17 protein-coding genes are annotated in these 23,796 nt (G+C 68.6%); 8 read left to right on the top strand and 9 right to left on the bottom strand.

What is annotated here, in order from left to right:
- The first annotated feature begins 89 nt into the window (after positions 1 to 89).
- The 4 genes from IPJ17_19675 to IPJ17_19660 all read left to right on the top strand — a co-directional run bounded on the left by IPJ17_19675 (position 90) and on the right by IPJ17_19660 (position 6,454).
- Positions 90 to 1,859: a carboxypeptidase regulatory-like domain-containing protein gene (locus tag IPJ17_19675; protein ID QQR73663.1), complete on the top strand. Its 1,770-nt coding sequence runs from the start codon at positions 90 to 92 to the stop codon at positions 1,857 to 1,859.
- A gap of 56 nt (positions 1,860 to 1,915) precedes the next feature.
- Positions 1,916 to 3,667, top strand: coding sequence for a 4Fe-4S binding protein (locus IPJ17_19670; protein ID QQR73662.1), 1,752 nt, complete (start codon positions 1,916 to 1,918; stop codon positions 3,665 to 3,667).
- 66 nt (positions 3,668 to 3,733) lie between these two features.
- On the top strand, positions 3,734 to 5,032 hold the full coding sequence (locus IPJ17_19665; GenBank protein ID QQR73661.1) for a hypothetical protein: 1,299 nt from the start codon (positions 3,734 to 3,736) through the stop codon (positions 5,030 to 5,032).
- Between the two features lie 72 nt (positions 5,033 to 5,104).
- A complete protein-coding gene (locus IPJ17_19660) occupies positions 5,105 to 6,454 on the top strand; it encodes an MATE family efflux transporter (GenBank protein ID QQR73660.1) in 1,350 nt (449 codons plus the stop codon).
- A gap of 16 nt (positions 6,455 to 6,470) precedes the next feature.
- Here IPJ17_19660 and IPJ17_19655 read toward each other — a convergent pair whose 3' ends face one another.
- A complete protein-coding gene (locus IPJ17_19655; GenBank protein ID QQR73659.1) occupies positions 6,471 to 7,136 on the bottom strand; it encodes a carbohydrate-binding family 9-like protein in 666 nt (221 codons plus the stop codon).
- Positions 7,133 to 7,456: a (2Fe-2S) ferredoxin domain-containing protein gene (locus IPJ17_19650; GenBank protein QQR73658.1), complete on the bottom strand. Its 324-nt coding sequence runs from the start codon at positions 7,454 to 7,456 to the stop codon at positions 7,133 to 7,135. Before IPJ17_19650 ends, IPJ17_19655 begins: the two co-directional genes overlap by 4 nt.
- Positions 7,457 to 7,597: 141 nt before the next feature.
- Between IPJ17_19650 and IPJ17_19645 the strand changes: the two genes are divergently transcribed.
- The 3 genes from IPJ17_19645 to IPJ17_19635 all read left to right on the top strand — a co-directional run bounded on the left by IPJ17_19645 (position 7,598) and on the right by IPJ17_19635 (position 12,713).
- Positions 7,598 to 7,969, top strand: coding sequence for a hypothetical protein (locus IPJ17_19645; protein QQR73657.1), 372 nt, complete (start codon positions 7,598 to 7,600; stop codon positions 7,967 to 7,969).
- Entirely contained in the window at positions 7,956 to 9,470 is a 1,515-nt protein-coding gene (locus IPJ17_19640; GenBank protein QQR73656.1) for a hypothetical protein, read from the top strand. The genes IPJ17_19645 and IPJ17_19640 overlap by 14 nt, the downstream gene beginning before the upstream one ends.
- A 126-nt stretch (positions 9,471 to 9,596) precedes the next feature.
- A complete protein-coding gene (locus tag IPJ17_19635; GenBank protein QQR73655.1) occupies positions 9,597 to 12,713 on the top strand; it encodes a TonB-dependent receptor in 3,117 nt (1,038 codons plus the stop codon).
- Between the two features lie 60 nt (positions 12,714 to 12,773).
- Here IPJ17_19635 and IPJ17_19630 read toward each other — a convergent pair whose 3' ends face one another.
- Genes IPJ17_19630 through IPJ17_19620 form a run of 3 tightly spaced genes read right to left on the bottom strand, consistent with a single transcriptional unit; the run spans position 12,774 to position 14,453 of the window.
- Entirely contained in the window at positions 12,774 to 13,145 is a 372-nt protein-coding gene (locus IPJ17_19630) for a hypothetical protein (GenBank protein QQR73654.1), read from the bottom strand.
- Positions 13,142 to 13,651: a GNAT family N-acetyltransferase gene (locus IPJ17_19625; GenBank protein QQR76233.1), complete on the bottom strand. Its 510-nt coding sequence runs from the start codon at positions 13,649 to 13,651 to the stop codon at positions 13,142 to 13,144. Before IPJ17_19625 ends, IPJ17_19630 begins: the two co-directional genes overlap by 4 nt.
- Before the next feature lie 34 nt (positions 13,652 to 13,685).
- Positions 13,686 to 14,453, bottom strand: a complete 768-nt coding sequence (locus IPJ17_19620; GenBank protein QQR73653.1) for a hypothetical protein — start codon at positions 14,451 to 14,453, stop codon at positions 13,686 to 13,688.
- A gap of 126 nt (positions 14,454 to 14,579) precedes the next feature.
- Between IPJ17_19620 and IPJ17_19615 the strand changes: the two genes are divergently transcribed.
- On the top strand, positions 14,580 to 14,882 hold the full coding sequence (locus IPJ17_19615) for a hypothetical protein (GenBank protein ID QQR73652.1): 303 nt from the start codon (positions 14,580 to 14,582) through the stop codon (positions 14,880 to 14,882).
- Between the two features lie 57 nt (positions 14,883 to 14,939).
- Here the strand turns inward: IPJ17_19615 and IPJ17_19610 are convergent, their stop codons facing one another.
- The 4 genes from IPJ17_19610 to IPJ17_19595 are packed head-to-tail and all read right to left on the bottom strand — an operon-like array spanning position 14,940 to position 23,795.
- On the bottom strand, positions 14,940 to 15,461 hold the full coding sequence (locus tag IPJ17_19610; protein ID QQR73651.1) for a phage tail protein: 522 nt from the start codon (positions 15,459 to 15,461) through the stop codon (positions 14,940 to 14,942).
- 8 nt (positions 15,462 to 15,469) lie between these two features.
- Positions 15,470 to 15,973, bottom strand: coding sequence for a phage tail protein (locus IPJ17_19605; protein QQR73650.1), 504 nt, complete (start codon positions 15,971 to 15,973; stop codon positions 15,470 to 15,472).
- A gap of 10 nt (positions 15,974 to 15,983) precedes the next feature.
- A complete protein-coding gene (locus IPJ17_19600) occupies positions 15,984 to 16,481 on the bottom strand; it encodes a phage tail protein (GenBank protein QQR73649.1) in 498 nt (165 codons plus the stop codon).
- A gap of 42 nt (positions 16,482 to 16,523) precedes the next feature.
- Positions 16,524 to 23,795: a tandem-95 repeat protein gene (locus IPJ17_19595; protein ID QQR73648.1), complete on the bottom strand. Its 7,272-nt coding sequence runs from the start codon at positions 23,793 to 23,795 to the stop codon at positions 16,524 to 16,526.
- Position 23,796: the final 1 nt, after the last annotated feature.

Below are 23,796 nucleotides of genomic sequence, written 5' to 3'. Positions count from 1 at the left end.
ATCACGAGCAGCCTGCTAGGATCGCCAACATTCCAATCGAAGGTTCGCTCGGCGATCGCGCGGTGAGCGAACGAGGGGGAGGGACGCCGATGCGCAGCAATCCGTCGCTGCACCTGTTTCGCGCCGTGACCCGGACGTTGATCGGTACTCTCGCCCTCGTGAGCCTGGCTGGTTCGCCGGCGGGCGCGGCGATCTCCGGTCATGTCCGCGAGGACCTCTCGGGCAACCCGGTCGGCGGTGCGCGGGTTCACGTCCGCGCCGATCCGGCTTCACCCGTGGCGATCACCGCCGCCGACGGGAGCTTCACCCTGGCGATCTCGCCGGCGGGAACGGTCAACCTCACGGCGGCGGTGCCATACGACCACAATGCGGCGGCCAACTGGCAGATCGGCGGCAACACCGCGGTCAACGGCCAGACCAACGTCGAGATCCTCATCCCGCGGATCTCCTCGGGGTCGGCCGTCAACTACACGCCCCCGAACGCGCTCCAGGGGTGTTCGGCCTGCCACTTCACGCAGTTCCTCGAGTGGAGCACCAGCAGCCACGGCCTGGCCGCACGCGACGAGTGGGTGGCGGACGTTCACTCCGGCACCGGCACTCCCGGCGGCGGGGCGGGCTACGTCTACCTCAACACGCACGACCCGGGCGAGACGGGTTTCTGTGCCACCTGCCATGCAGCGCTGGAAGATGTCCGCACCCCGGGCCAGCTTCAGCTCAACGAGGTGTCGACCGAGGCCGGCATCGACGGCGTCACCTGTCTGACTTGTCACCAGATCGACTCGATCGACGGCGACGTGAACGCGCTCCATCACCTCGGACAGTCGACCTATCGCTTTCCGGTGGGCGACCAGTTCCCGACCGAGCTGCAGGTCTGGGGGCCCCTCGACGACGTGGACTTCGACCAGATGCGTCCCTCGCACGCCGCGTTCCAGAGGGACTCGCGGTTCTGCGCTTCCTGCCACCAGTACAACAACCCGTCCAACGGCGCGGCAGGACAACACACCTACACCGAGTGGCTGGCGTCACGCTTCGCCGTTCCGGGCCCCGGCTATCGCACCTGCCAGAGTTGCCACATGGAGGAGCGCGCCGAGGCGGGACCGATCTGCGATGCGTTTCCGGTCGAGCGTCCGGCCTCGCAGCGGCACGAGCACAAGTTCGATGGGGCGACGCCGGAGAGGCTGAGCGCCGCGATCCTGTTGCGTGCCGCCGCCACGGAGCAGCCAGGGATGGTCGCTTTGCATGCCGAAGTGGAGAACGCCGGGGCTGGTCACTCGTTCCCGACCGGGGTGTCGATTCGCAACGCGATGCTCGTCGTCTCGGCCAGCCTCCATGGTGTTCCGCTCGTCCGGCGCTCTGGGCCGACCGTTCCCTGGTGGGCCGACGACGAGGTGCCGGGCCAGCAGCCGGGGGATTTTTCTGGCCTTCCGGGCAAGGGCTTCGCGAAGATCATGGAAGGTCGCATCAACGGCCAGGGGCCCGTCGTACGTCCGGTACTGTTCATCGACGCCGAAGGGGTGAACGAGGATTCCACGATCTCTTCCGGTGCCGTCGACTCCTCGGATTTTCTCTTCGAGCTGCCCGACAGCGCCCTTCCCGGCGACGTCGTCGACGTCGAGGCGCGACTGATCTACCGCCGTGCCTTCCGTTCACTGGCGGTGGTGAAGGGCTGGACGCAGACGCCACAAGGCGGTCCGATCGAGATCGAGGTCGCGCGGCAGAGCCAGCAGCTCACGCTGACACCGCAGGGGGCTGGTGGGATCGTCGCGGTGCCGGCCGTCGGTCGGCTCGGTCTGGCCCTCCTCGCCGGGCTGCTCGCGGCGAGCGCGCTCTTCGCTCTGCGAGCCTCCCGGCGCGGCTGAGCGCTCGCACGTAGCCTGACCCGGAACCGCGATCGCGACCTCGGACGAGCATCGACATGACTCGACTCGCCAACGCGCACCGCATCTCCTTGCCTGTCGTCGGCCAGCCCGGAGGAATCCGCCGCTCTCGGGCCGGGCGATGGCGCGCCGGCGTGCTCATCGGCGTGCACGTGCTGATCCTCGCGCACGTCGCGCACTGGCTGGTGACGGGCTCGACGCTTACCCCCGTGGAGCCGTCCGAGGCGATGGAGCTGGGGCGACGCGGGGTGGTCAACGCCGGGTTGGTGTTCTTCGCTGTCGCCGGACTCTCGACCCTCGTCGTCGGGCGCTTCGCCTGCGGCTGGTCCTGTCACCTCGTCGCGTTGCAGGACTTCTGCCAGTGGCTTCTGCGAAAGGTCGGGATCCGCCCGATGCCGCTTCGCTCGCGCCTCCTCGCCTGGGTGCCGACGCTCGCCTTCGCGTACATGTTCCTCTGGCCGGCGACCTATCGTCTGCTGCGCGGGCTCGGTTTCCCGGCCCTGCAGAACGACTTCGTGACGTCGGAGTTCTGGGCGACGTTCCCGGGCTGGGCGGTGGCACTGGCCTCGATCGCCATCTGTGGCTTCGCGATCGTCTATCTGCTCGGCGCCAAGGGCTTCTGCACCTATGCCTGCCCTTATGGTGCGCTCTTCGCCGGTGCAGACCGTTTCGCCCCCTGGCGAATCCGGGTGAGCGACGCGTGCGACGGTTGCGCGCACTGCACGGCCGTCTGCACGTCGAACGTCCGGGTGCACGAGGAGGTGCGCACGCATCGCATGGTGGTGGACGCGGGATGCATGAAGTGCCTGGACTGCGTCAGCGTCTGTCCGCGTGGCGCACTGTCGCTGTCCTTCGGGCGGCCCGCTTTCTTCGCGCGTGCGGCGCGCTGGCGGTCGGGGGCGCTTGCCTGGAGCGAGGAGCTGGTCCTGGCGATCTCCTTCGCGCTCTGCTTCTTCTCCGTTCGTGGGCTCTACGAGGCCTTTCCGTTCCTCTTCTCGCTCGGCCTGGCGGCGTGCTTCGCGTTCTTCAGTCTGGTGGCCTGGCGCCTTCTGGGCGAAGGCAACGTCGCCGTGCGCCGGCTGCAATTGCTGCGGGCCGGACGCCTCCAGCCGGCGGGTCGAGTGTTTCTCTTGTTCTTCGCGATGGCGGTCGCCTTCGTGGCGCACTCGGGAGCGGTGCAGTACTGGGCCCGGATCGGCTCCTGGCACGCGGGGAAGGTCGAAGGTCTGTGGCGCGTGGCGCTCGCCGAAGCGTCGCGACCGGCGCTCGGGGTCGGCGATCGCCAGCGCGTCGAGCTCGCCTACGAGCATCTCGATCGCGCGCGCCGCTGGGGCCTCGCGCCGCAGCCTCGCCTCGCCTTTCCACTCGCCTGGCTCGCCTTCCTGTCGGATCGCCCGGAGGCTCTCGCCGCGCGAGCCGCTGAAGCTGCCCCGGACCGCGATGCGGCGCTCGCCTGGCGGCTGGTGGCGCACGATGCACGGTGGCGGGGGCGCGTGGAGGTGGCCGAGCAGGCCTACCGGCGCGCCCTGGATCTCGGCGTCGACGAGGCAACGTATCTCGATCTTGGAAGTCTTCTTTCTCTCGCGGGGCGGTACGAGGAAGCGGCGACAGTCTTTTCTCGCGGGCGCGCCCTCCTGCCCAAATCGGCCGCACTTGCCTATAATGCCGCCCTCAATCGGGCGCTCGAGGGGAAGACCGGGGAGGCGATCGCCGAATGCCGTGAGGCGCTCGCGCTCGACCCGGGACTGCTTCCGGCGACGCAACTGCTCGCCGATCTCGAATCTCGGTAAGCCCGCGGAAGTCCAGAAACCCCGCCCGAAACTCCGGGCTTCGACGAGCAGGAGAGAGTGCTGCCCATGCAGAAGTCCAAGAATCCGCACCATCGTCGCCGACGTCTCGCGCTGGTTCTCGGCTCGCCGCTTCTCGCCCTGATCGGCTTTGCGGTTTGGAGCGACGTCGCGGACGCCCACACCGCTCAGGGTCCAGACGTCACCGTCATCAGCCTCGGCAGCACGAGCAACTACGGCGGATCGGGTGGGCTGCGCGGCTACGCCGTCGGCACGACCTCGTGCAACGTGGGCAACCAGCCGGTCTGGTGGTGCGACGCGACTCAGTCCTACTGCAATGCCGGCCAGCACCCGGTCATCGCGCAGAACATGTATCGGCTGAAGGACGGCCGCTTCATCCAGCTCGGCCAGAGCTGGCTGAAGCACGGCTTCCTCTCGACCAACACCCCCGACTCCAACTGCGGCGCGGGTCAGTCGCCGCCGCACGGAGGCGATCAGCTCGGCGTGGGTCTCACCGATACCTACGGCTCGACGCTCAACGGCGGTCGTCCGCTCGGCAAGCGCTCCGAGGTGAATCCGACGAGCGGCGCCTTCCCGTTCCCTTACACCCAGGTGTCTCCGGTCGCCAACCAGGACCAGCGCCTCGTCGTGACCGAGAGCGAAATCGACCCGGCTCTCAACGCCGGCGCGAAGTTCTGGGTCGAGGGCCACTACATCACCGCCGACGACGCGGCGGCTGGCAATGGAGCGAACAACGCCTCCTACCGCGAGGTGACGGTCGGACCGAGTCCGTTCAACCTGACGCTGCAAGGGAGCACGATCCGCGAGCGGCCGGCGATCGTCGCCTGGAAGAAGGCCGATGCCGAGGTCATCTTCTCGGCGATCGACACGCCGACGTTCCCGCCGGAGCGCTTCCACGCCGCGCTCAAGGTCACGCAGCCGACGGCCGGCATCTGGCACTACGAGATCGCTCTGCACAACATGGACTCGGATCGGGCGGCGCAAGCGTTCTCGGTGTCGTTCCACACCGCGGCGACGATCGGTGGTGCCGGCTTCCACGATGTCGACTCGCACTCCGGCGAGCCGTACAGCACGACAGATTGGGCGATCAACACGGATGGGCCGAATGGCACCATCACCTGGTCGACCGACACGTACGCGTCGAACCAGAATGCCAACGCGCTGCGCTGGGGAACGATGTACAACTTCTGGTTCGATGCCGACCTGCCGCCGAACGGGGCGAGCGCGACGATCACGCTGTTCAAGCCGGGTGTCCCGGACACGCTGGACCTCGACCTCTTCCAGTCGTTCTTCAAGGACGGTTTCGAGACGGGCGACCGGACGTTCTGGAGCTCGACCCAGAACTGAGGTCTCGGCCGCTTGACGGGGAGCTCGACGGATCGTCGGGCTCCCCGTGACGATCGCGCCGGGAGACCCCCCGTGCCGCCCGAGCCGTACCGTCGCGAGCTCGCCCGTCTCACCGCGCTCTCGGCGCCGGTGGCGGCGACGCAGCTTTCGACGATCTCCCTCTGGACGATCGACCTGCTGATGGTCGGCCGCCTCGGCGTCGAGGCGCTCAACGCGGTGTCGCTCGGCAGGCTCTGGGCGATGGGCACCAGCATCGTCGCGATGGGGTTCCTCTTCGGGCTCGATCCGTTCGCCAGCCAGGCTCACGGTGCGCGCGACAGCGCGCGCCTCGGCCGCGTTCTCGCCCACGGCTCGGCGCTCGCGCTACTCGTCTGCGTGCCCCTCGGTCTCCTCTGGCTCTTCGCCGGCCCGCTGCTCGTCGCCTTCGGACAGGACCCGGCGATCGCCGCCGAGGCCCATCGCTACGTTCTCGTCCAGCTTCCCAGCCTGCCGTTCTTCCTCCTCTTCGTCGTCTGGAAGCAGTTCCTCCAGTCGCGGGGAGTCGTGCGGCCGGCGATGTGGATCGCCCTGGCGGCGAACGCGATGAACGCCGGCCTGAACTGGGTGCTGATCTACGGCAACCTCGGCGCGCCGCGGCTCGGGGTGGTGGGCTCGGGCGTGTCGACGGCCCTCACGCAGGTGGCGATGTTGCTGGCTCTCCTGGCGGTCGTCCGGCACCGACGGTTGCTCGACGGAGTCGACGTGGTGTTCCGTCGGACCGCCTTGCGGCTCGCGGAGTTGCGGGCGATCGCCGTTCTCGGCTCGCCGGTGGCGATCCAACTCGCCCTCGAGTACTGGGCCTTCGCGGTGGCGACGCTGTGGGCCGGCCGGTTGGGAACGGTCGAGCTGGCAAGCCACACGATCGCGCTCAACCTCGCGTCGGTCTCCTACATGCTGCCGCTCGGTGTCTCCTTCGGTGCGGCGGCGCGCGTCGGTCAGTTGATCGGTGCCGGCGACGGGCCCGGGGCACGGGTCGCGGCGTGGAGCTCGCTCGGGCTGGGCGCCGCCCTGATGTCCGCCGGGGCGGTGCTCTTCGTCGCCGCACGTTTCTGGCTGCCGACCTTCTACAGCGACGATGCGACGACGATCGCCATGGCGGCAGCGCTGCTGCCGATCGCCGCGGCGTTTCAGCTCTTCGACGGGCTTCAGGCCGTCGGTGGCGGAGTGCTGCGGGGGATGGGGATGCCGCGCCCCGCGGCGTTCGCCAATCTGCTCGGCTACTACGTCGTCGCGCTGCCGCTCGGCTGGCTCTTCGCCTTCCGGCTCGGGCTGGGAGTGATCGGACTCTGGGTCGGGTTGGCGCTCGGCCTGGCGAGCGTCGCCCTCCTGCTGGTGATCTGGCTGCTGCGAAACCCGCCGGATCGCGTGCGAGCGCTCGTCTGACCGCCGGCGACGCGCTCTAGTCGCCAAGGATCAGCGTGCCGAAGCGGCGAGGTCGATGGAAGTCGGCCGGAACGATCCGCGTCGGCGACCAGGCGCTGTGCTCGGGCGGCCCGTCGTGCGGTCGGTCGATGCGGAAGAGGTTGGCCCGCAGGCGGACGCCCGCGCGAGCCGGAACGACCGCGCCCGGCAGGCCGTGCCAGGGCAGAGCGAGCGCGGCCCACCAGCCACGCGGCTGGCGAAGCGCTTCGGCCTTCCAGCGGATCTCCGGCCAGTCGAACGCCAAGTTCGCCGAGAGCGCGGCGCGTTCGAGCCCGGGGTTCGCGATGAGCGCGTCGAAGAGCGCCCCGAGCGGATTGACCTCGAGCTCGACGTAGGTCGCGGGATCGGTCTCGCCGGCGGCGAGGAAAAGCTCGACGACCTCCTCCTGCCAGAGCGGTTCGTCACGACCCGCGAGCGTCGCCCACGGTTCGAGGTCGACGCAGTCGAAGCGGACGAGCAGCAACTCGGGAGTCCAGCCGAGACGGACGACGGTCGGCTGACGAGGGCGGCCGCCGTCCTCGACGCGCACCAGCTCGGTTCGCGCTGCCCGGTGCCAGGCGACCTGCTCGAGGTCGAGGACGCCGGAGGGCACCTCCGCCAGCCGCGGGAGGCGGAGTGCGAGCGGCGACGCGTCGTCGCTCATTCCCACGGCCCGGGCGGCATCTCGAGGTGCGCCGGAGTCTCGCCTCGCAGGGCGGCCTCGAGCAAGACCTCGGCATCCGGCTCGCCGACCTGGCCACACCAGAGGTTCCCGGGCCAGATCGCGACGACGGGTCCGCGACTGCAGTGGCGCAGGCAGCCGGTGCGGGTGACGAGAACCCGGTCCTTGAGCCCGCGTTCGCGGACGAGGTCTTTCAGTCTCTGGTAAAGGACGAGGCCGCCGCTCGGGGAGCAACTCGGTCGGGGGCCAGCGATCGGCCGCTCGTTGGTGCAGACGAGGAGGTGAAGCTCGGGCTTGGGCATGGGGGGATTCTAGCCAGAGTGCTCCGGCTCCTCGGGCTATGATCCGGCCGCTTGGACCCCACACGTCGATCCGCTACCAACGGGCGATCGGTCGCGCCCGAACCCGACGAGCCTGCGCCCTCCCGTGGGCTCCTCGCCGGGTTGGCCGTCGCCGTGGCCACGGCGGTCCTCGGCCTCGTACCCGCGCTTCCAGGGGCTCGCTGGCTCTTCGCTCTCGGGTCGACCCTGCTCGTCCCGCTGTTGCTCCTCCTCGGAGAGCGCCGGAGAGGCTCCCGTCGTTCGTCGGCCATCGTCGCCGGGCTCGGCGCGCTGCTGCTCGCGGCCGCGGCGCTCGTGCTGGCCGGTTCTTCGCGGCGCTGGTTCGGCTGGCCGGTTTCCGCCTGGGCGGCCCTCGTCGGCTTCTGGGTCCTTCCCTGGCTGCTGTCGGCTGGTGCCGGGACGGCGAACGAGGCGGAAGGCGGCGAGCCGGCGCGCGACAGGTCACCCGGAAGGGCCGACGATGCCGCTCGCTGAACGACCGCTCGTTCCGCTGGTGGCGGTCGTCTACCTCCTGGGAGTCGTCTGCATCGGACTCTGGGCCCGTCGGCGGACCCGAACGACGGCCGACTTCTTCGTCGCCGGGAAGCGACCTGGGCTCGCGGTCATCGCACTCGCGACGATGGCGACCGCCTTCAGCGGCTTCGTCTTTCTCGGCGGCCCCGGCCTGACCTACCGTCTCGGCTTCGGCGCCTTTTTCATCTTCCTCTCCGTCGGCTACACCCCGACGCTGCTGACCCGAGTCGCCGGACGACCGCTGCGAGCGCTTGCCGAGCGGGGGGAGATCTACACGCTCTCCGACGCGCTGGCGGCGCGGTTCGACAGCCGTCGGCTGGGCGGCGTGGTCGCGGTGGCCGTGCTGCTTGGAAGCGTGGCCTACGTCGGCACCCAGCTCAAGGCGCTCGGTGTCCTTCTCGCGTCGGTGCTCGGATGGGACGGCGGCGGACCGCTCGGACCGACCGCGGCGACCCTCCTCGGTCTCGCCGTGGTGCTCCTTTACAGCGTCGGCGGTGGCATGCTCGGCGGTCTCTACGCCGACGTCTTCCAGGGCCTGCTGATGATGCTCGCGGCGGTTGCCGTGTTCGTCCATGCCATCACCGCGACAGGCGGCCCTGCGGCGGCCGCTGCCGCGCTCGCCGCGGACGGACGGTTCGGCGGGAGCTTCCTCGATCCGCTCGGTCGAATTCCGGCGGCGACCGCCTTCGGCTGGCTGCTGGTCTTCGGCGTCGGCGTGCTCGGCCAGCCGCAGATGCTCCACAAGTTCTTCATGATCCGCGAGCCGCGGCAGCTCGAGCGTCTGCCGTTCGTTCTCGGCACAGCGCAGGGCGTCTGCCTGCTGGTCTGGATCGGTCTCGGCGTCGCGGTGCCGGCGTTGGTGGCCCAGGGGCATCTGGCCCCGCTGGGGGCACCGGACGAAGCGGCGCCGGCCTACCTCCTCGCGGTGGCCCCCGACTGGCTGGCCGGGCTCGTCCTGGCCGGGGCGCTCGCGGCGATCATGTCGACGGCCAATTCGTTCCTGGTGCTGGCGGCCGGGGCGCTCGCGCGCGACCTGCCGCGCGGGCTCGGACGCCGTGGCGCCTCCTCGCTCGCGGCCCCCCGCCTGGCGACGGTCGGCGTGGCCCTCGCCGCAGCGCTTCTTGCCGAACGCTGGAACGACCTCATCGCTCTCTTGGGGTCGTTCTCCTTCGGTCTCCTGGCGGCGTCGCTCACACCCGTCGTCGCCCTCGGCCTTCACTGGAGGCGGATCGGCGCTCGCGCGGCCGAGGCGTCGATCTGGACCGGTCTCGCCGTCGATCTCGGACTGGAGGCCGCCAGTCGTCTTTCCGCGTTCCCTTCGGGGCTTCTGAGCGCCGGGGTCCCGGCACCGGCCGTCGCGCTCCTCGCGTCGTTCGCGGTCCTGCTGGCGCTCGCCGCGGCGGGCACGGATCGTGCGCGGCCCGGAGGGGCCCTGGGACCTTGGTCCCGGCCCGCGGCTTAGGTAGAATCCACAGGCGCGGAGGTCCGTCACTTTCGCGTCACCTCCAATTGCCAAAATCCTGCCAGCAGGTTCCTCCGGTCTGACGCAGACCGTCCAGGCTGTCTATCCAACGAAGGAGGAGTATCGATGAGAAGTATGAACAGTAGCTTCGGGCGCTGGGCCGTCGGCCTCGCGTTCGTGCTCGGCGTTCTCGGGCTGGTCGGCCCGGTGGCCGCGCAGGTCACCACCGGTGCGATCACGGGCACGGTGATGGCGCAGAGCGACAAGAGCCCACTGCCGGGCGTCTCCATCGAGGCGATCCACCAGCCCACGGGCACTCGCTACAACACCGTCACGAACGACAACGGCCGCTTCGGCATCCAGAACGTCCGCGTCGGCGGCCCGTACGTGGTCACCGCGACGATCGCCGGCTTCAAGCCGAGCGGTGCGGAGAACGTGTCGGTGGCTCTCGGCGACAACACCAACCTCACCTTCGAGATGGTGCTCGAGGCGGTCGAGGAGACGATCGAAGTGGTGAGCAGTGCCGACACGATGATCTCCCCGGATCGCACGGGCTCGACGTCGTCGGTGTCGCTCGAGTCGATCGAGGCGCTGCCCAGCGTGCGGCGCCAGATCCAGGACTTCGCCCGCCTCAACCCGTACTTCACCAGCGACCCGTCCGACGGCAACGGCACGCGTCTCTCGGTGGCCGGAAAGAACAACCGCTACAACACGATCCAGATCGACGGCGCGGTGAACAACGACCTGTTCGGTCTCGCCGACACCGGCACGCCCGGCGGTCAGGCCGATGCGCAGCCGATCAGCCTCGACTCGATCCAGGAGCTGCAGCTCGTGGTTTCGCCCTATGACGTGCGGCAGGGCGGCTTCACCGGCGGCGGCATCAACGCGATCACCCGCAGCGGCGCCAACAAGTTCACCGGCTCGCTCTACGGCTCGCAGCGCGACCAGGACATGGTCGGCGACGGCCCGCTCAAGCGGCCGCTCGCGGAGTTCAGCGAGGATCAGTACGGCGCCCGCCTCGGCGGCCCGATCGTCAAGGACAAGCTCTTCTTCTTCGCCAGCGGCGAGATGAACCGCCGCGAGGCGCCGACCGGCGTCTCGGCCGACGGCACGACGGCGACGCAGTTCAACAACCCGGCTGACGCGCAGCGCTTCAAGGACCTCCTGATCAGCCGCTACGGCTACGATCCGGGTTCGCTCGGCGACTTCTCGCCGGCCACCGACAGCGACATGGCGTTCCTGCGCCTCGACTTCAACCTCGGCAGCTCGAACCAGTTGACCCTGCGTCACAACTACGTCGACGCCGGCCGCGACGTGGTGTCGGACCGCTCTTCCTCTCGCTTCCGTTTCGCCAGCTCGATCTACACCTTCGCCTCCGAGACCAACTCGTCGGTGGCGCAGCTCAACAGCATCTTCGGCCCGAGCGCCTTCAACGAGGCGCGCATCGGCCTGCAGGCGATCCGCGAGGCGCGCACCACGCCGGTCACCTTCCCGTCGATCGAGATCGGCACGGTGTCGCAGAACCCGAACCTCGCGGCCGGCACCGAGCGTTTCTCGGGCGCCAACGCGCTCGACCAGGACATCCTGTCGATCACCGATGACTTCACGCTGATCCACGGGAACCACACCTTCACGATGGGCACCAGCAACGAGATCTTCGAGTTCAAGAACACCTTCCTCTCGGAGTTCTACGGCTTCTACCGCTTCAACACCGTCGCCGACTTCGCGGCGGACAACGCGGTCGAGTACCGCATCAGCTTCGCCAACGGCGCCGATCCGAAGCGCCCGGCGCAGTTCAAGGTGGGGCAGTACAGCATCTACGCCGGCGACCAGTGGCGGCTCTCCGACCGCTTCACCCTGGTGTTCGGCCTCCGCGCCGACATGCTGGACATGGTCGACAAGCCGTCTTTCAACTCGACGGTCAACAGCACCTTCGGCGTCAACACCAGCAAGACCCCGGGCGGCGACGTGGTGCTCTCGCCCCGCATCGGCTTCAACTGGTCGCCGGAGTCCGACACCAAGCAGCAGGTGCGCGGTGGCGTCGGCATCTTCTCGGGCCGCACGCCGTACGTCTGGGTGTCGAACGCCTATGCCAACACCGGGATCGAGTCGACGGCGCTCTCCTGCGTCCGTCCGTCCTGCGTCCCGCCGGCGTTCAATGCCGACCCGAACAACCAGCCGCGGAACCTCGGTTCGGCGGGCACGGTCAGCGTCGACGTCGTCGACCCGAACTTCGAAGTGCCGCGCGTCCTCCGGGCGACCCTCGGTTACGACCGCGTGCTGCCGTGGGACATCCACGGCACGTTCGAGGCGATGTACACGAAGACGCAGAAGGACGTGTACTACCAGAACATCAACTACGCCGACACCGGCGCCAAGACCTTCGACGGCCGCCCGGTGTATGCCCGCAGGTCGACGGCGTTCCTCGACGTGGTCAAGCTGACGAACACCTCGAAGGGCGACCAGCTCAACGCCTCGCTGCGCCTCAACAAGCGTTTCGGCTTCGGTCTCAACGTCGACGCCAGCTACGCCTGGATGGACGCCAAGTCGGCCTTCGACTCGACCTCGAGCCGGGCGATCTCCAGCTGGCGCTTCATGCCGGTGCGCGGTGACATCTACAACCCGGAGATGGCAACCACCAACTGGGAAGTCGAGCACCGCTTCACGGCGTCGGTGATCTACAACTTCAAGCTCGGCCCGGTCGGCAACACGGTGGCCCTCTACTGGAACGCCCAGTCGGGTCTCCCGTACTCGATCTCGCAGAGCGGCACGAACATCAACGGCGACGGCTACAACAGCAACGACCTGCTGTGGGTCGCTTCCTCGCCGGACCAGATCATCCTGCGCAACACGACCTGGGCGGAGTACGACGCCTGGGTGAAGTCGATCGGCTCGGTCAACGCCGCCCGCGGCGGGATCGTCAAGCGGAACTCCGAGACGGCGCGCTGGAACCGCTCGCTCGACTTCCACTACGACATCGAGGTCCCGATCAGCGTCGTCCGCACGCAGATCACGTTCGACGTGCTCAACCTCATCAACCTGATCGACAGCGACAAGGGTCTGGTGCAGTACGTGACCAACCAGAACTTCACGCCGCTTTCGTACCAGGGCATCGACGCGGCCACCGGCAAGCCGATCTATCAGCCCGCCTTCACCGGTGCGCTGACCCCCGGCTCGCAGTACTCCGCCAACGACCTGCGCTCGCGCTGGCAGATGAAGCTCGGCCTGCGCCTGTCGTTCTGATCCCACGCCCGTTCCGGGCTCGGGACGAGAGGGGCCGCTTCGGCGGCCCCTTTTCCTTTTCTAGCGGTAGAAGATCCAGAAGCCGCCGGCAAGGGCGAGCAGGCCGAGAACGAGCGCCACGGCATTGAAGAAGAGCGCCAGGCGTGAGGCGCCGCGGATCGCCGGCCGTCGGGTGCCGGCGAGCGCCAGCAGGCAGCCGAGCGTCGAGGCGGTCAGGACGATCGCCAGCGGGAACAGGAAGCGGTAGCGCGTCGCCGGCAGTAGAGGCGCGAGGAAGCGCGCCACCGGTCGTGCCGCCAGCGAGAGAGCGAAGCAGGCGAGGGAGGCGAGATGCCAGGCGTCCGGCGCCTCCACTGCGGCGTAGGCGCCGTCGCCTTCGATCGGTGGTCGCCGGGCAGCCCGCTGCTCGTCGCTGTCCGCGGGCTCGTTCACGGAGCGGGAGGCGTCCGAGAAGACTCGCCCGGCGTGCGCTCGAGGAAGAGATAGACGCCTTTGTCTTCGGCGAGACGGAAGCCGAGTCGCTCGTACAGTCGGAGGGCCGGGTTCTGCCGTTCGACGTGGATGCTCGTCTTGCGTCCGCTGGCGTCGGCCTCGGCGATGAGGCGTGAGATCAGCTGCGTCCCGACGCCGCGGCCGCAGAAGGCGGGAAGCAGCGCGATGTCGACGATCCGGATCTCGTCGCGCCAGCGGCCGACGTAGAGGCGGCCGGCGGGGATTCCGTCGACCAGTACGACGTCGTAGCTCGTGTCGTGGTAGTACGTCCGGTAATGGGCGTCCTGCGCCTCGAACTGCTGACGGAGGAACTGCATTCTGATCTCCGCCGGCCAGTCGACCAGGCCGAGCTCGGCTTCGCGCGTGCTGGCGTAGACCTGGAGAAGGAACTCCTGGTCCGAAGGTTCGGCTGGGCGCAGCGAGCAGCGGACGTCCGGCGGCTGCAGGGTCGGAGAGCCTCCCTCCACCGCGTCCCTCGGCTCAGCGGTCGAACGGGCTGATCATCGGGTCGACGGCGATCACGACCGAAACGCGGTCGGCGCGCTGCGGCTGGTCGGCCGGAGGCAGCAGGAGCGCCTGCTCCCACATTCCCCATTGCGTGGCGAGCAAGTACAGCCCTCGACGCAGGCGAGGAACGCCCTTCTCGTTCGTGGAGGTGAAGCGCGTGCCGTAGAGACGCGTCGAGCTGCTGGCTTTCCCGGAGGCGACCTTCTTGCCGCCGCTCGGTGCGGCAACCTCGAGCAGCAACTCGAGACCGCCTCCCTGCGCGTTCAGCGGAACGTCGAAGGCGGTGGGCGGGGAGACCTCGCGCACGCTTCCCCGACGCACGCTCCAGGGGTAGAACGGAACGGAGCCGCGATCGGTCGGCATGAGAACCGTCATCGTCAGGGCGAGGCTGCCCAACGCTGTGGGATTCGGGTAGACGCCGGCCACCCGCACGTGCGCGGTGACGAACGAGCCGTTGTCGGCATCGGCCGCGACGGCCGGGACGACTTCGATCTGTCCGTCCAGAGCGCGCCCGGCGCTTTCCCAGGAGACGTGGGGGAAACCGTCGATCTGGTCGCTGCCGACGATGAAACCGACGGACATCGGTTCGACCTGTACCGTTGGGCCGACGGGAAGCGCGGCACTCGCGAGGGTCGACGTGGCGAGCGATCCGACAGCCGCGGCGGAGCTCCAGGCGAGGATCTCGCGTCGCGTGATGCCGTCAGCCGGGAAGGAAGTGGCTTCGAGATAGTCGAGGTTCACGGGCGCGCTCTCCAAGAAGGCCGTGCGGTGTACAGGAGAAGAGACGAAGAAACGATAACACGAGCCGTGGTGTGCCGTGCCCTGGAAGCGCCTCCGATACAATAAGAGTTTCCCCAGGAGGGTGCCATGTCCGCCGATCTTCGGATCGAGACGTTCCAGAATCTGCAGGGCGACGTGTTCCGGCTTTCCGCGCCGGGCGATGGCGAGCTCGAGCTGCGGCTGACCGGAGTGGCCCCCCTTTCCGCGGCATCCGCCGCTCCGGGGAGCCCGCGGACCCCGTTCGCGCTCTACTTTCACGGCCCACTGTCGCCGTGGGCTCGTCAGGCAACCTATCGTCTCGAGCACGCCCTGCTCGGAGCGAACGAGATGTTCATCGTTCCGCTCGGTCCCGACGAACGTGGGATGCGCTACGAGGCGATCTTCACCTGAAAAGAGAAGGGCGGCTCGACGAGCCGCCCCGACGAATCCCCTTCGACTCCCGCTCGCCTAGGTGCGCGGCGGGTAGACCCCTTGCAGCGCGATATTGAAGTAGAAGGTCAGGTACGGCTGCATGTTGTTGTGCGGCTGGTCGCCGCCGGCTGGAGCAAGCGCGGAGTCCGCCGTCATCTGCAGGCCGTTGACACTGTTCTGATAGAGGAACCCATTCGTCGACCGGCCGAGGACGCGCGTGCTGGTCGGAGCCTTGAGGTCCCCGTCGTCCGACGCGCAGCGCTGGGTATGGCTGTGAGATGGGATCTCGCTTTCGAGCAGCGACACCGTCTCACTGCCGCCGGTTTCTCCGAGGTCGTGGAGCGAGAGCCCCGGGCCCTGTCCCGGGTGCATCGGCGCGCGTCCCTGGAGGTCCGGGAGCGCGAAATTGGACTTGCCGTTCCCCCCATAGGTGGTGCCGAGGAGGGAGAAGAGCGCGGTGTTCTGCGAGAGCGGGAGCAGCTGCCCGTCGCACCACGCCCATCCTCTGGGTGCGAAGTTGAACGGGAAGATGCGAATTTCGGCGACGAATGGGTCCATGGCTCACCTCAGGTCGGGCTGGGGAAGATGCCGAACAGCGAAATGATGAAATCGACGCACAGATACGGTTGAAAGTTGGTGTGCGGCTGGCTGCCGCCGACGGAGGAGATCGCCGCCGGGTTCATGTTGCTGTTCGTCACGTCCTGGATGTAGGGATTGAGAGACACCGACTCGGCGAGGAGGTTGTTGACCGGGGTCGCCACCGTCCCGCTTGCCGAGGTGGCGAGCAGCGGATGCGAGTGGGCGGGGATCTGTTGCACGGTCAAGGTGATCTCCTCGGCGCCGCCGGTTTCCGCCAGGACGAAGCCGTTGCCCTGGTGGATCGGAAGCCTGCCGCGGAGATCCGGCAGGGCGAAGGTGCTCTGACCATCGCCCCCGTAGGTGGTACCGATCAGATTGAAGAGCGTTTCGTATTCGGAGATCGGGAGCAGCTGCCCCTCGCAGAACATCCAGCCGGCAGGCGCGAAGTTGCCTGCGAACATGCGGATTTCGCCGACGTAGGGTTGGGCCATGAAGAGCTCCTCAGGTCGGGCTCGGGAAGATGCCTTGCAGCGCGATACAGAAGCTCAGCGTCAGGAACGGCTGCATGTTGAGGTGGGCCTGCGAGCCGCCGGTATTGGCGATCGACGTCGGGCCGAGAGCGACCAGGGACGTCGCGGGGCCATAGGCGTTGTTGGCGGCGGCAAGGACATTCCCCACCCCTGGGGCGACACTGGCGTTCGTCGGCGACCCGGAAAGGACGTGTGTGTGCGTCGGGATTTCGGAGATCGAGAGGGTGTGCGCCTGCTCGCCGCCGCGTTCTCCCAGGGTGTGCGAGCTCCCCACGTGGATCGGCGTCCGACCGCGCAAGTCCGGCAGGCCGAAGTTCACCCTCCCGTCGCCCCCGAGGGTCGTGCCGAGCAGCGAGAACAGCCCCTGGTTCTGGTTGATCGGCAGGAGCTGGCCGTTGCAGAGCGCCCAGCCCTTCGGCGGAAAGACGAAGCTCATCATGCGGATTTCCGCTAAGAACGGCTCAGCCATCGAGTTCCTCCCTCCTCATTCGTTTCTTGCCTCCGAGGCATGTCATGGCGGTGTCGGGCAGCTCGCGCCACCCACGAAACCACCGCCCGGCGGTGAGTTGACCGTCGCCGAGCCGGTCGTCGACGTGTTGTTGCCATTGACGAAGGTGACGACCGCGGCGGTGTCCGTGGTGGCGCCAGCGTAGCCGGGCAGGCGAATCGTGGAGCTGAAGCGTTGCCGCAGCCGGAAGTCGTCGGGTGCGCCCGGTCCATGGGTCAGCGTGTTCTTGAGAGCGGGGCTCGTGCTTCCCAAGCTCAGACAGACCGTGTGTGCATCCGGCACGCCGAAGATATTGGGATCGGTCGAGCCGTTGTTGAGGAAGAAGCCCTCGCGGCTGTTGATCCCGTCGGAGTGACTCAGGTTGTTGCCGGTGACGGTCATGTTGAGCACGCCGCCCCCGTCGTTGGCCAGCACGTTGATGCCGCGGTCGAAGGTCTGACGCACGGTGTTGTTGGTGATCGAGGTCGTGTGCGTGCCGTTGCCGTGAGCGTCGATCGCGATGCCCGAGGCCTGGGTCGAGCCGGACTGGAACGAGGCGACCGTCCCGATCGTGTTGCCACTGATCGTCCCGCGCATTCTCGCGCCGGCGGCCGACGTTCCGAGGTTCACCGTGATGGCGCTCAAGATGGAACCGTTGATGCTGTTGTTGTCGATGTTGTAGTCGACCGTTCCGGAGTAGCCCGGCACGGCGGTGGCGGCACTGATCGTGACCCCCTGGCCGAGCGCCGTGGGGTGACCGCCGGTCAGGGTGTTGTTGGAGAAGACGACGTCGAGAATGCCCGAGTTGGCCGCCGCGGCCTGGAAGTGGTCGCCGCGGTTGGCGGAGAAGGTGCTTCCGGTGACGCTCACCGTCATCGACGCCGATCCCGAGGCGTCGACGAGGAAGCCGTCGTTGCCGATCGAGGAGTTGCTGGAGAAATTGCCTCCGGTCACCGTGAGCCCGTTGAGGGTACCGCTCGAGTTGCGGATGACGACGTTGTCCTCGGCCGAGCCGGTCACCGTGACGTTCGACCAGGTCGAGCTGCCGAAGAGGCCCGCGAGGTCGATGCCGGCCTCGCCTGCCGCATTGCCGTTGGACGTGACCTGGACGCCCGTGAGCGAAAGCCCGGTGACCGAGGATCCGCGGATGCCGTCGTCGGTGCCGCCGGTGACGTTCAGGTAGCTCAGATTCACTGCGGAGGTCGAGGTCAGCGAGATCCCGGGGCCGCTCGACTTCTGAATGGTTCCTCCGGTCCCGGAGCTGCCGGAGCCGGAGACGGTTAGACCGCCGCTCGAACCGGTGCTGTTGAGGATGATGCCGCTCGTCGGGCCCGAAGCTCCGGTGCCGGCGGTAATGCTGCGGAACTTCAGACCGCCACTGCCGATCGTCGTGTTGGCGACGTTGAGCGCGGTCCCGGTCGTGGTGGTCAGAGTGCTCGCCGTGTCGGTGGCCGTCACCGTGCCGCCGCCGGTGGCGGTGAACGCCGCTGCGGTGCCCGAGCTGATCGTGAGCGTCCCGCCGAAGGAGATCGCCGACCCGGTGTTCGTCGTGAGCTCGACTCCCTTGCCGATCGTCGTCGTCAACGTTCCGGCATAAGAAATCGTCGCACTGCTGTTGTTGACCAGGAATCCGGTTCCGCCGGCGCTGATGAGCCCTGAAATGCTGCTGCCGCTGCCGGCCGAGAACGTGCCCAGAACGGCCGCGAGCGAAACGCCGGTCGTCGAGCTGTTGGTGCTCTTGAGGGACGAGAGCTGGAGATCGAGCGAGACGCTCGTCGCGTCGACGGCTGGTCCCCCGGTGGCTTCGATGATGGCGACCGAGGGAGAGACTCCGAACTGCATCCCGGCGCCGGTTCCCGAGACGCCGAGTCCGCCGCCCGCCGAGGCGAAAATGTCGAGATCGGTGAAGAAGAGATTCCCTTGCACCGCGGCGAGGCTCATGCCGCCGCCGCCGACGCCGTCGCCGGAGGCACCGATCGCCGTCGTCCCGCCGGCGACCTGCTGGAACCCGGCGGTGCCGAGATCAGCGTCGAACGTGGCGTTCGCCACCTGGATCCCGCTGCCGACCGCGTTCTGGTGCACGCTGTTGTTGGCAAAGCCGGTGATGGTCGTGCTCAGACCGCCCGAGCCGCTGACGAAGAGAGCGACCGACCCGGCGCCGGTGGAATAGATGCCGGGGTTGTTGCTGACGTCGAGACGGAGATTCGCCCCGGCGGCGGCGTTGCGAATGTCGACGGCGTTGCCGGCGTGGGTACCCGTGAGGTCCCAGCTGTTGTTCGTGAACGCGAGCGTCAGAGTCCCGGTGGTCCCGGCATTGAGGTTGACGTCGACGCCCTCGGCGCCGGCGCCGCGGAACAGGTTGTTCGAGATGGCGAGGGAGCTCGAGCCGGTGAGGGCGGCCGCCGAGGTCAGATCGATCGCATTGCTCGTCGTGCTCGCGAGGCTCAGGCCGCGCACCTCGACGGGAATCGCGGTCGTGATCCTCACCGTGTCGCCGCTCGCGTTGGTGAGCTGCGGCTTCGTTCCGGCAGCGACGAGCAGGGTCGGGGAGCTGTTGCCGTTGAGCCCGACCGGGATCGACAGCGCGACCCCTTGGCCGATGAGGTGCTGATTCGCCTCGAGCTCGATCGATCCGGCGAGGGTGCCGCTGTAAAGGTAGATCCAGTCGCCGCCGAGGTCGGAATCGCCTGACCCTCCGGCGCCATTGAGCGTCGTGAAGCTGTTGAACGGTGCGAGCGAAGTGCCATTGCCGCCGGCCCCGGCGGCGGGATCGACGTACCAGATCCGCTCGAAGCGGGTCAGGGTGACCGTCGCCGTGGTGCTCGCGGGAGCCGGCGTGCCGTTGTCGGTCACCGTGTACTGGAAGGTCTCCGAGGCGCTGGTGTCGCCGGGAGCGGGCTCGAAGCTGAAGCGCCCGTTGGTCTGCATGTGGACGGTGCCGATGGCCGGATCGGTGCAGTCGAACGGTGCGCTGTTGTCCGTGCAAGCGCCGACGGTGATGGCGGAGACGGCGATCGCGTCGCCCTCGACCGGATCGCTGTCGCCGTCGAGGACGCCGAAGGTGGTTCCGGTGGTGGCGAGCACGTGCGGCGTGACGGCAGCACTGAGATCGACGCGCAGCTCGGTATTGCCGAGGAAATCGAAGGTGTCGTTGTCGGCCACCGGTGGATCGTTGACGCAGGTGACGGTGACGGTGACGCTCGTCGAGCTGCCGCCCGGCGAGAGCGTGTAGGTGAACGTCGAGAGGGTCGTGCCCGGCGGGTTGTTGCAGTAGTTGGCGTTCGGTGCGTAGGTCAGACCAGTACCGCCGCCGGTGATGACGACGGCGCCGTTGGCCGGCTGGGTGACCGCGGAGATGCTCTTCGGTCCACCATCGATGTCGGTGTCGTTGGCGAGCACCGGGAGAGCGTTGGCGCCCGAGTCTTCGACGACCGTGGCCGCATCGGCGACCGCGACGGGCGGATCGTCGACGCAAGTCACGGTGACCGTCACGGTCGTCGACGAGCTGCCGGGCGTGAGCGTGTACGTGAACGTCTCGAGTGTGGTGCCCGGCGGGTTGTTGCAGTAGTTGGCGTTCGGTGCGTAGGTGAGACCGGTGCCGCCGCCGGTGATGACGACGGCGCCGTTGGCCGGCTGGGTGACCGAGGCGATGCTCTTCGGCCCGCCGTCGACGTCGGTGTCGTTCGCCAGCACGTTGACGGCGTTGGCTCCCGAATCCTCGGTCACGGTGGCGGCGTCGGCGACGGCGACCGGATTGTCGTCGACGCAGGTCACCGTCATGGTCACCGTCGTCGAGCTGCCACCCGGTGCGAGGGTGTAGGTGAAGGTGTCGAGCGTGGTGCCCGGCGGCTGGTTGCAGTAGTTGGCGTTCGGCGCGTAGGTGAGACCGGTGCCGCCGCCGGTGATGACCACGGTGCCGTTGGCCGGCTGGGTGACCGAGGCGATGCTCTTCGGCCCGCCGTCGACGTCGGTGTCGTTGGCCAGCACGTTGACCGCAGTGGCTCCCGAATCCTCGGTCACGGTCGCCGCGTCGGCGACGGCGACCGGGTTGTCATCGACGCAGGTCACGGTGACCGTCACCGTGGTGCTCGAGCTGCCCGGGGTCAGCGTGTAGGTGAAGGTGTCGAGCGTGGTGCCCGGCGGATTGTTGCAGTAGTTGGCGTTTGGTGCGTAGGTGAGCCCGGTGCCGCCGCCGGTGATGACGACGGCGCCGTTGGCGGGCTGGGTAACCGAGGCGATGCTCTTCGGCCCGCCGTCGATGTCGGTGTCGTTGGCGAGAACGTTGATCGCATTGGCGCCGGAATCCTCGTTCACCGTCGCCGTGTCGGCGACCGCGACCGGCGGATCGTCGACGCAGGTGACGGTCATGGAGACCGTCGTCGAGCTGCCACCCGGGGTAAGGGTGTAGGTGAAGGTGTCGAGCGTGGTGCCCGGCGGATTGTTGCAGTAGTTGGCGTTCGGTGCGTAGGTGAGTCCGGTGCCGCCGCCGGTGATGACGACGGCGCCGTTGGCCGGCTGGGTGACCGAGGCGATGCTCTTCGGCCCGCCGTCGACGTCGGTGTCGTTCGCCAGCACGTCGACGGCGTTGGCGCCGGAGCCCTCGACGACGGTGGCGGCGTCGGCGACCGCAACCGGGTTGTCGTCGACGCAGGTCACCGTCACAGAGACCGTCGTCGAGCTGCTGCCGGGAGTCAGCGTGTAGGTGAAGGTGCTCAGGGTGGTGCCCGGCGGGTTGTTGCAGTAGTTGGCGTTCGGTGCGTAGGTGAGTCCGGTGCCGCCGCCGGTGATGACGACGGTGCCGTTGGCCGGCTGGGTAACCGAGGCGATGCTCTTCGGCCCGCCGTCGACGTCGGTGTCGTTGGCCAGCACGTCGATCGCGTTGGCACCCGAATCCTCGGTCACGGTGGCGGCGTCGGCGACGGCGACCGGCGCATCGTCGGTCGGGACGACGTTGACCGTGCTCGTCGACGCGCTGCCGGGGCCGAAGGGATCGCTGGCGATCCAGTCGAGTGACCGGGTCGTCGAGCTCGGAGTCTGCGAGCTGTTCGAGTAGGTGACGGTGCGCAGCACCTGCTGGTAGTTGGCGACGGTGTCCGAGCCGCTGAGCGTCAACGTCGGCGCGACGTAGCTGGCGGTGATCGCGGTGGCGCCGGTGGTCGCGGCGAGCGTCTCGGCGCCGCTGTCGAGCAGGTTGGTGATCGTCACGGTCGCCGACGACAGTGTCGGGCTGTCGGGGGCCGAGACGACGAGGGTCGCCGCGGCGACGACCGGGGGACCGTCCTCGGTGAAGGTGACCGGGCCGCCCGGGGTCAGGGACGGGGCGATGCGCTCGACGACGACGGTCGCCGTCGCGGCGACCGGGGCGAGCGGCGTTCCCGAGGTATCGGCGGTCGGATCGCCGGCCGTGCTCTGCAGCGTGTAGGTGAAAGAGTCGGGGCCGGTGAAGCCGGCCGGCGGGGTGTAGACGAAGTGGCCGTTGGTGCCGATCGTCACCGAGCCACCCTGCAGCGTCCCCTGGCTGGCCGCAGCGATCGCGGCGAGCGCGTTGCCGTCGGCGTCGCTGTCGTTGGCGAGCAGGCTCGGGCGGCCGGCGGCCGACGAATCGAGGGTGGTGTTCGGTAGCGTCTTGTAGGCGTCGGGGCGGGCCACCGGCGTGGTCCGGACCGAGCCGCCGACAAGCGCCAGGTTGCCGTTGAGCGTGTCGGCGAGATTGACGCTCTGGGCGGTGGCACCCGAGTTGGTGATGGTGACGCGATAGCGCACGGTGTCGCCCGGTGCGGCGTTGGCCAGCGGTGCACCGGCGGGCGAGAGGTCGACCTTCAGCGCGGCGACCGCGGGCAGCGCGGTTTCGAAGCGCGTGGCGGCGAACGCCGAAGCCACCGTGCCTTCGATCGCCGCGTCGCTGCCGGTGATGCGCAGGGTCACGGCGCCGACGGACGAGAAGTTGGCGCCCGCGCCGGAGTCCACCGTGAAGGCGTTGAAGTCGAAGAAGAAGTCGCGTGGCAGGGTGGTCTCGGGCAGGGCGCGGGAGATGCGGGAGATGTCGGCACCCGCGTTGGAGTAGACACGGATCTCGACTTCGGTGCCGGCGCGCGCCGAGGTGACGGCGAGCCGGAAGGAGCTGCGTCCACCGGTCGTCAGATTGATCGTCCCGAGCCCTCCGGGAGCGACGGTGTTGGCGTTCCCATCGGTTCCATCCCAGGCCACGAGCAGCCGTCCACGGGTCCCCGTCTGGGATGAGAACGTCAGGCCGGAACCGGTGACGGTGGCGGTCACCGTGCCGCTGCCAGTCGCCCGCGACACGAGCAGGTCGCGCTCGCCGCCGAGCATCCCGGCTCCGGCGGCCGTCGCTGCCGGGGTTCCAGGAAGGATGACCGAGCCGCCGGTGGTCGCGAAGTCGTCGACCAGCACCTGCGCCGACACGTTCGACGCGGCGGCGATCGCGGCCAGGAGCGTCAGCATCGCCGTCGGGATGGCTCGACGACGTCGCAGCAGGGCAACGGCGGCGAGGGCGAGGAGGAGACCGAGCGCTGCGAGGCCGAGCGGACCGAGTGCGGGGATCTCGACCACGCTCGGCAGCGTGCCGAAACCGCGGATCATGAAGTTGCCAGGGAGACCGAAGTCGTCGGTCCGGGTGAGGAGCGTGTCGGGTGGCAGCGTCGGCGAGACGGGCGGATCGCCCGCCCAGATGGCGATCCACGAGCGGCCCTGGCTCGCCGTGGTGTCGAGCGCAGCCGAGGCGGTCGGTGGCGTGGCTCCGGAGGCGACGAAGCGGTCGACCACGCCGATGAGGACGTCGCCGGAGCCCGAGATCGACAGCGGAGGAATCGAGTAGACCGAGAAGGTGTTGCCGTCGGCCGCGAAGACCGTCGCCGAGTAGGAGCCGAGAAGGTTGGCGCCATTGGCCGGATTGCCGTCGGGATCGAGGAAGACGACGAGCTGGATCGCTCCGCCGGCGGCGATGCCCGGGGTGGCCGGGAAGAGCACCCAGATCTGCTCGAGCGAGAAGAGATCAACGCCGGGCGGTCGGGTGAAGCGGTTGAACCAGAGGAACTGATGGGCCGAATTGCCGACGGTGACGCCGATCGCGCCCTCGGCAGTGTCGTCGTCCAGCATCAACTGGACCGGGAACGCTGCCGGCGGTGGGGCCGGAGGAACCGCATTCGGAGCGGGCGCGAGCGAGGTGAGCTCGATTCTCGGTGATTCGGCGAGGACGGCTCCGCCGCCGACGAGGCCGTCGAGCGCCAGAGCCGTCGCGAGGGCCGCAGCCGTCCGCATGATTCGCGTGTCGCGCATC

The organism is Holophagales bacterium (assembly GCA_016699405.1).
GTDB lineage: Bacteria > Acidobacteriota > Thermoanaerobaculia > Multivoradales > JAGPDF01 > JAAYLR01.
Note: the sequence above shows the minus strand (reverse complement) of the source record. Positions and strands in the feature narration are given on the sequence as shown.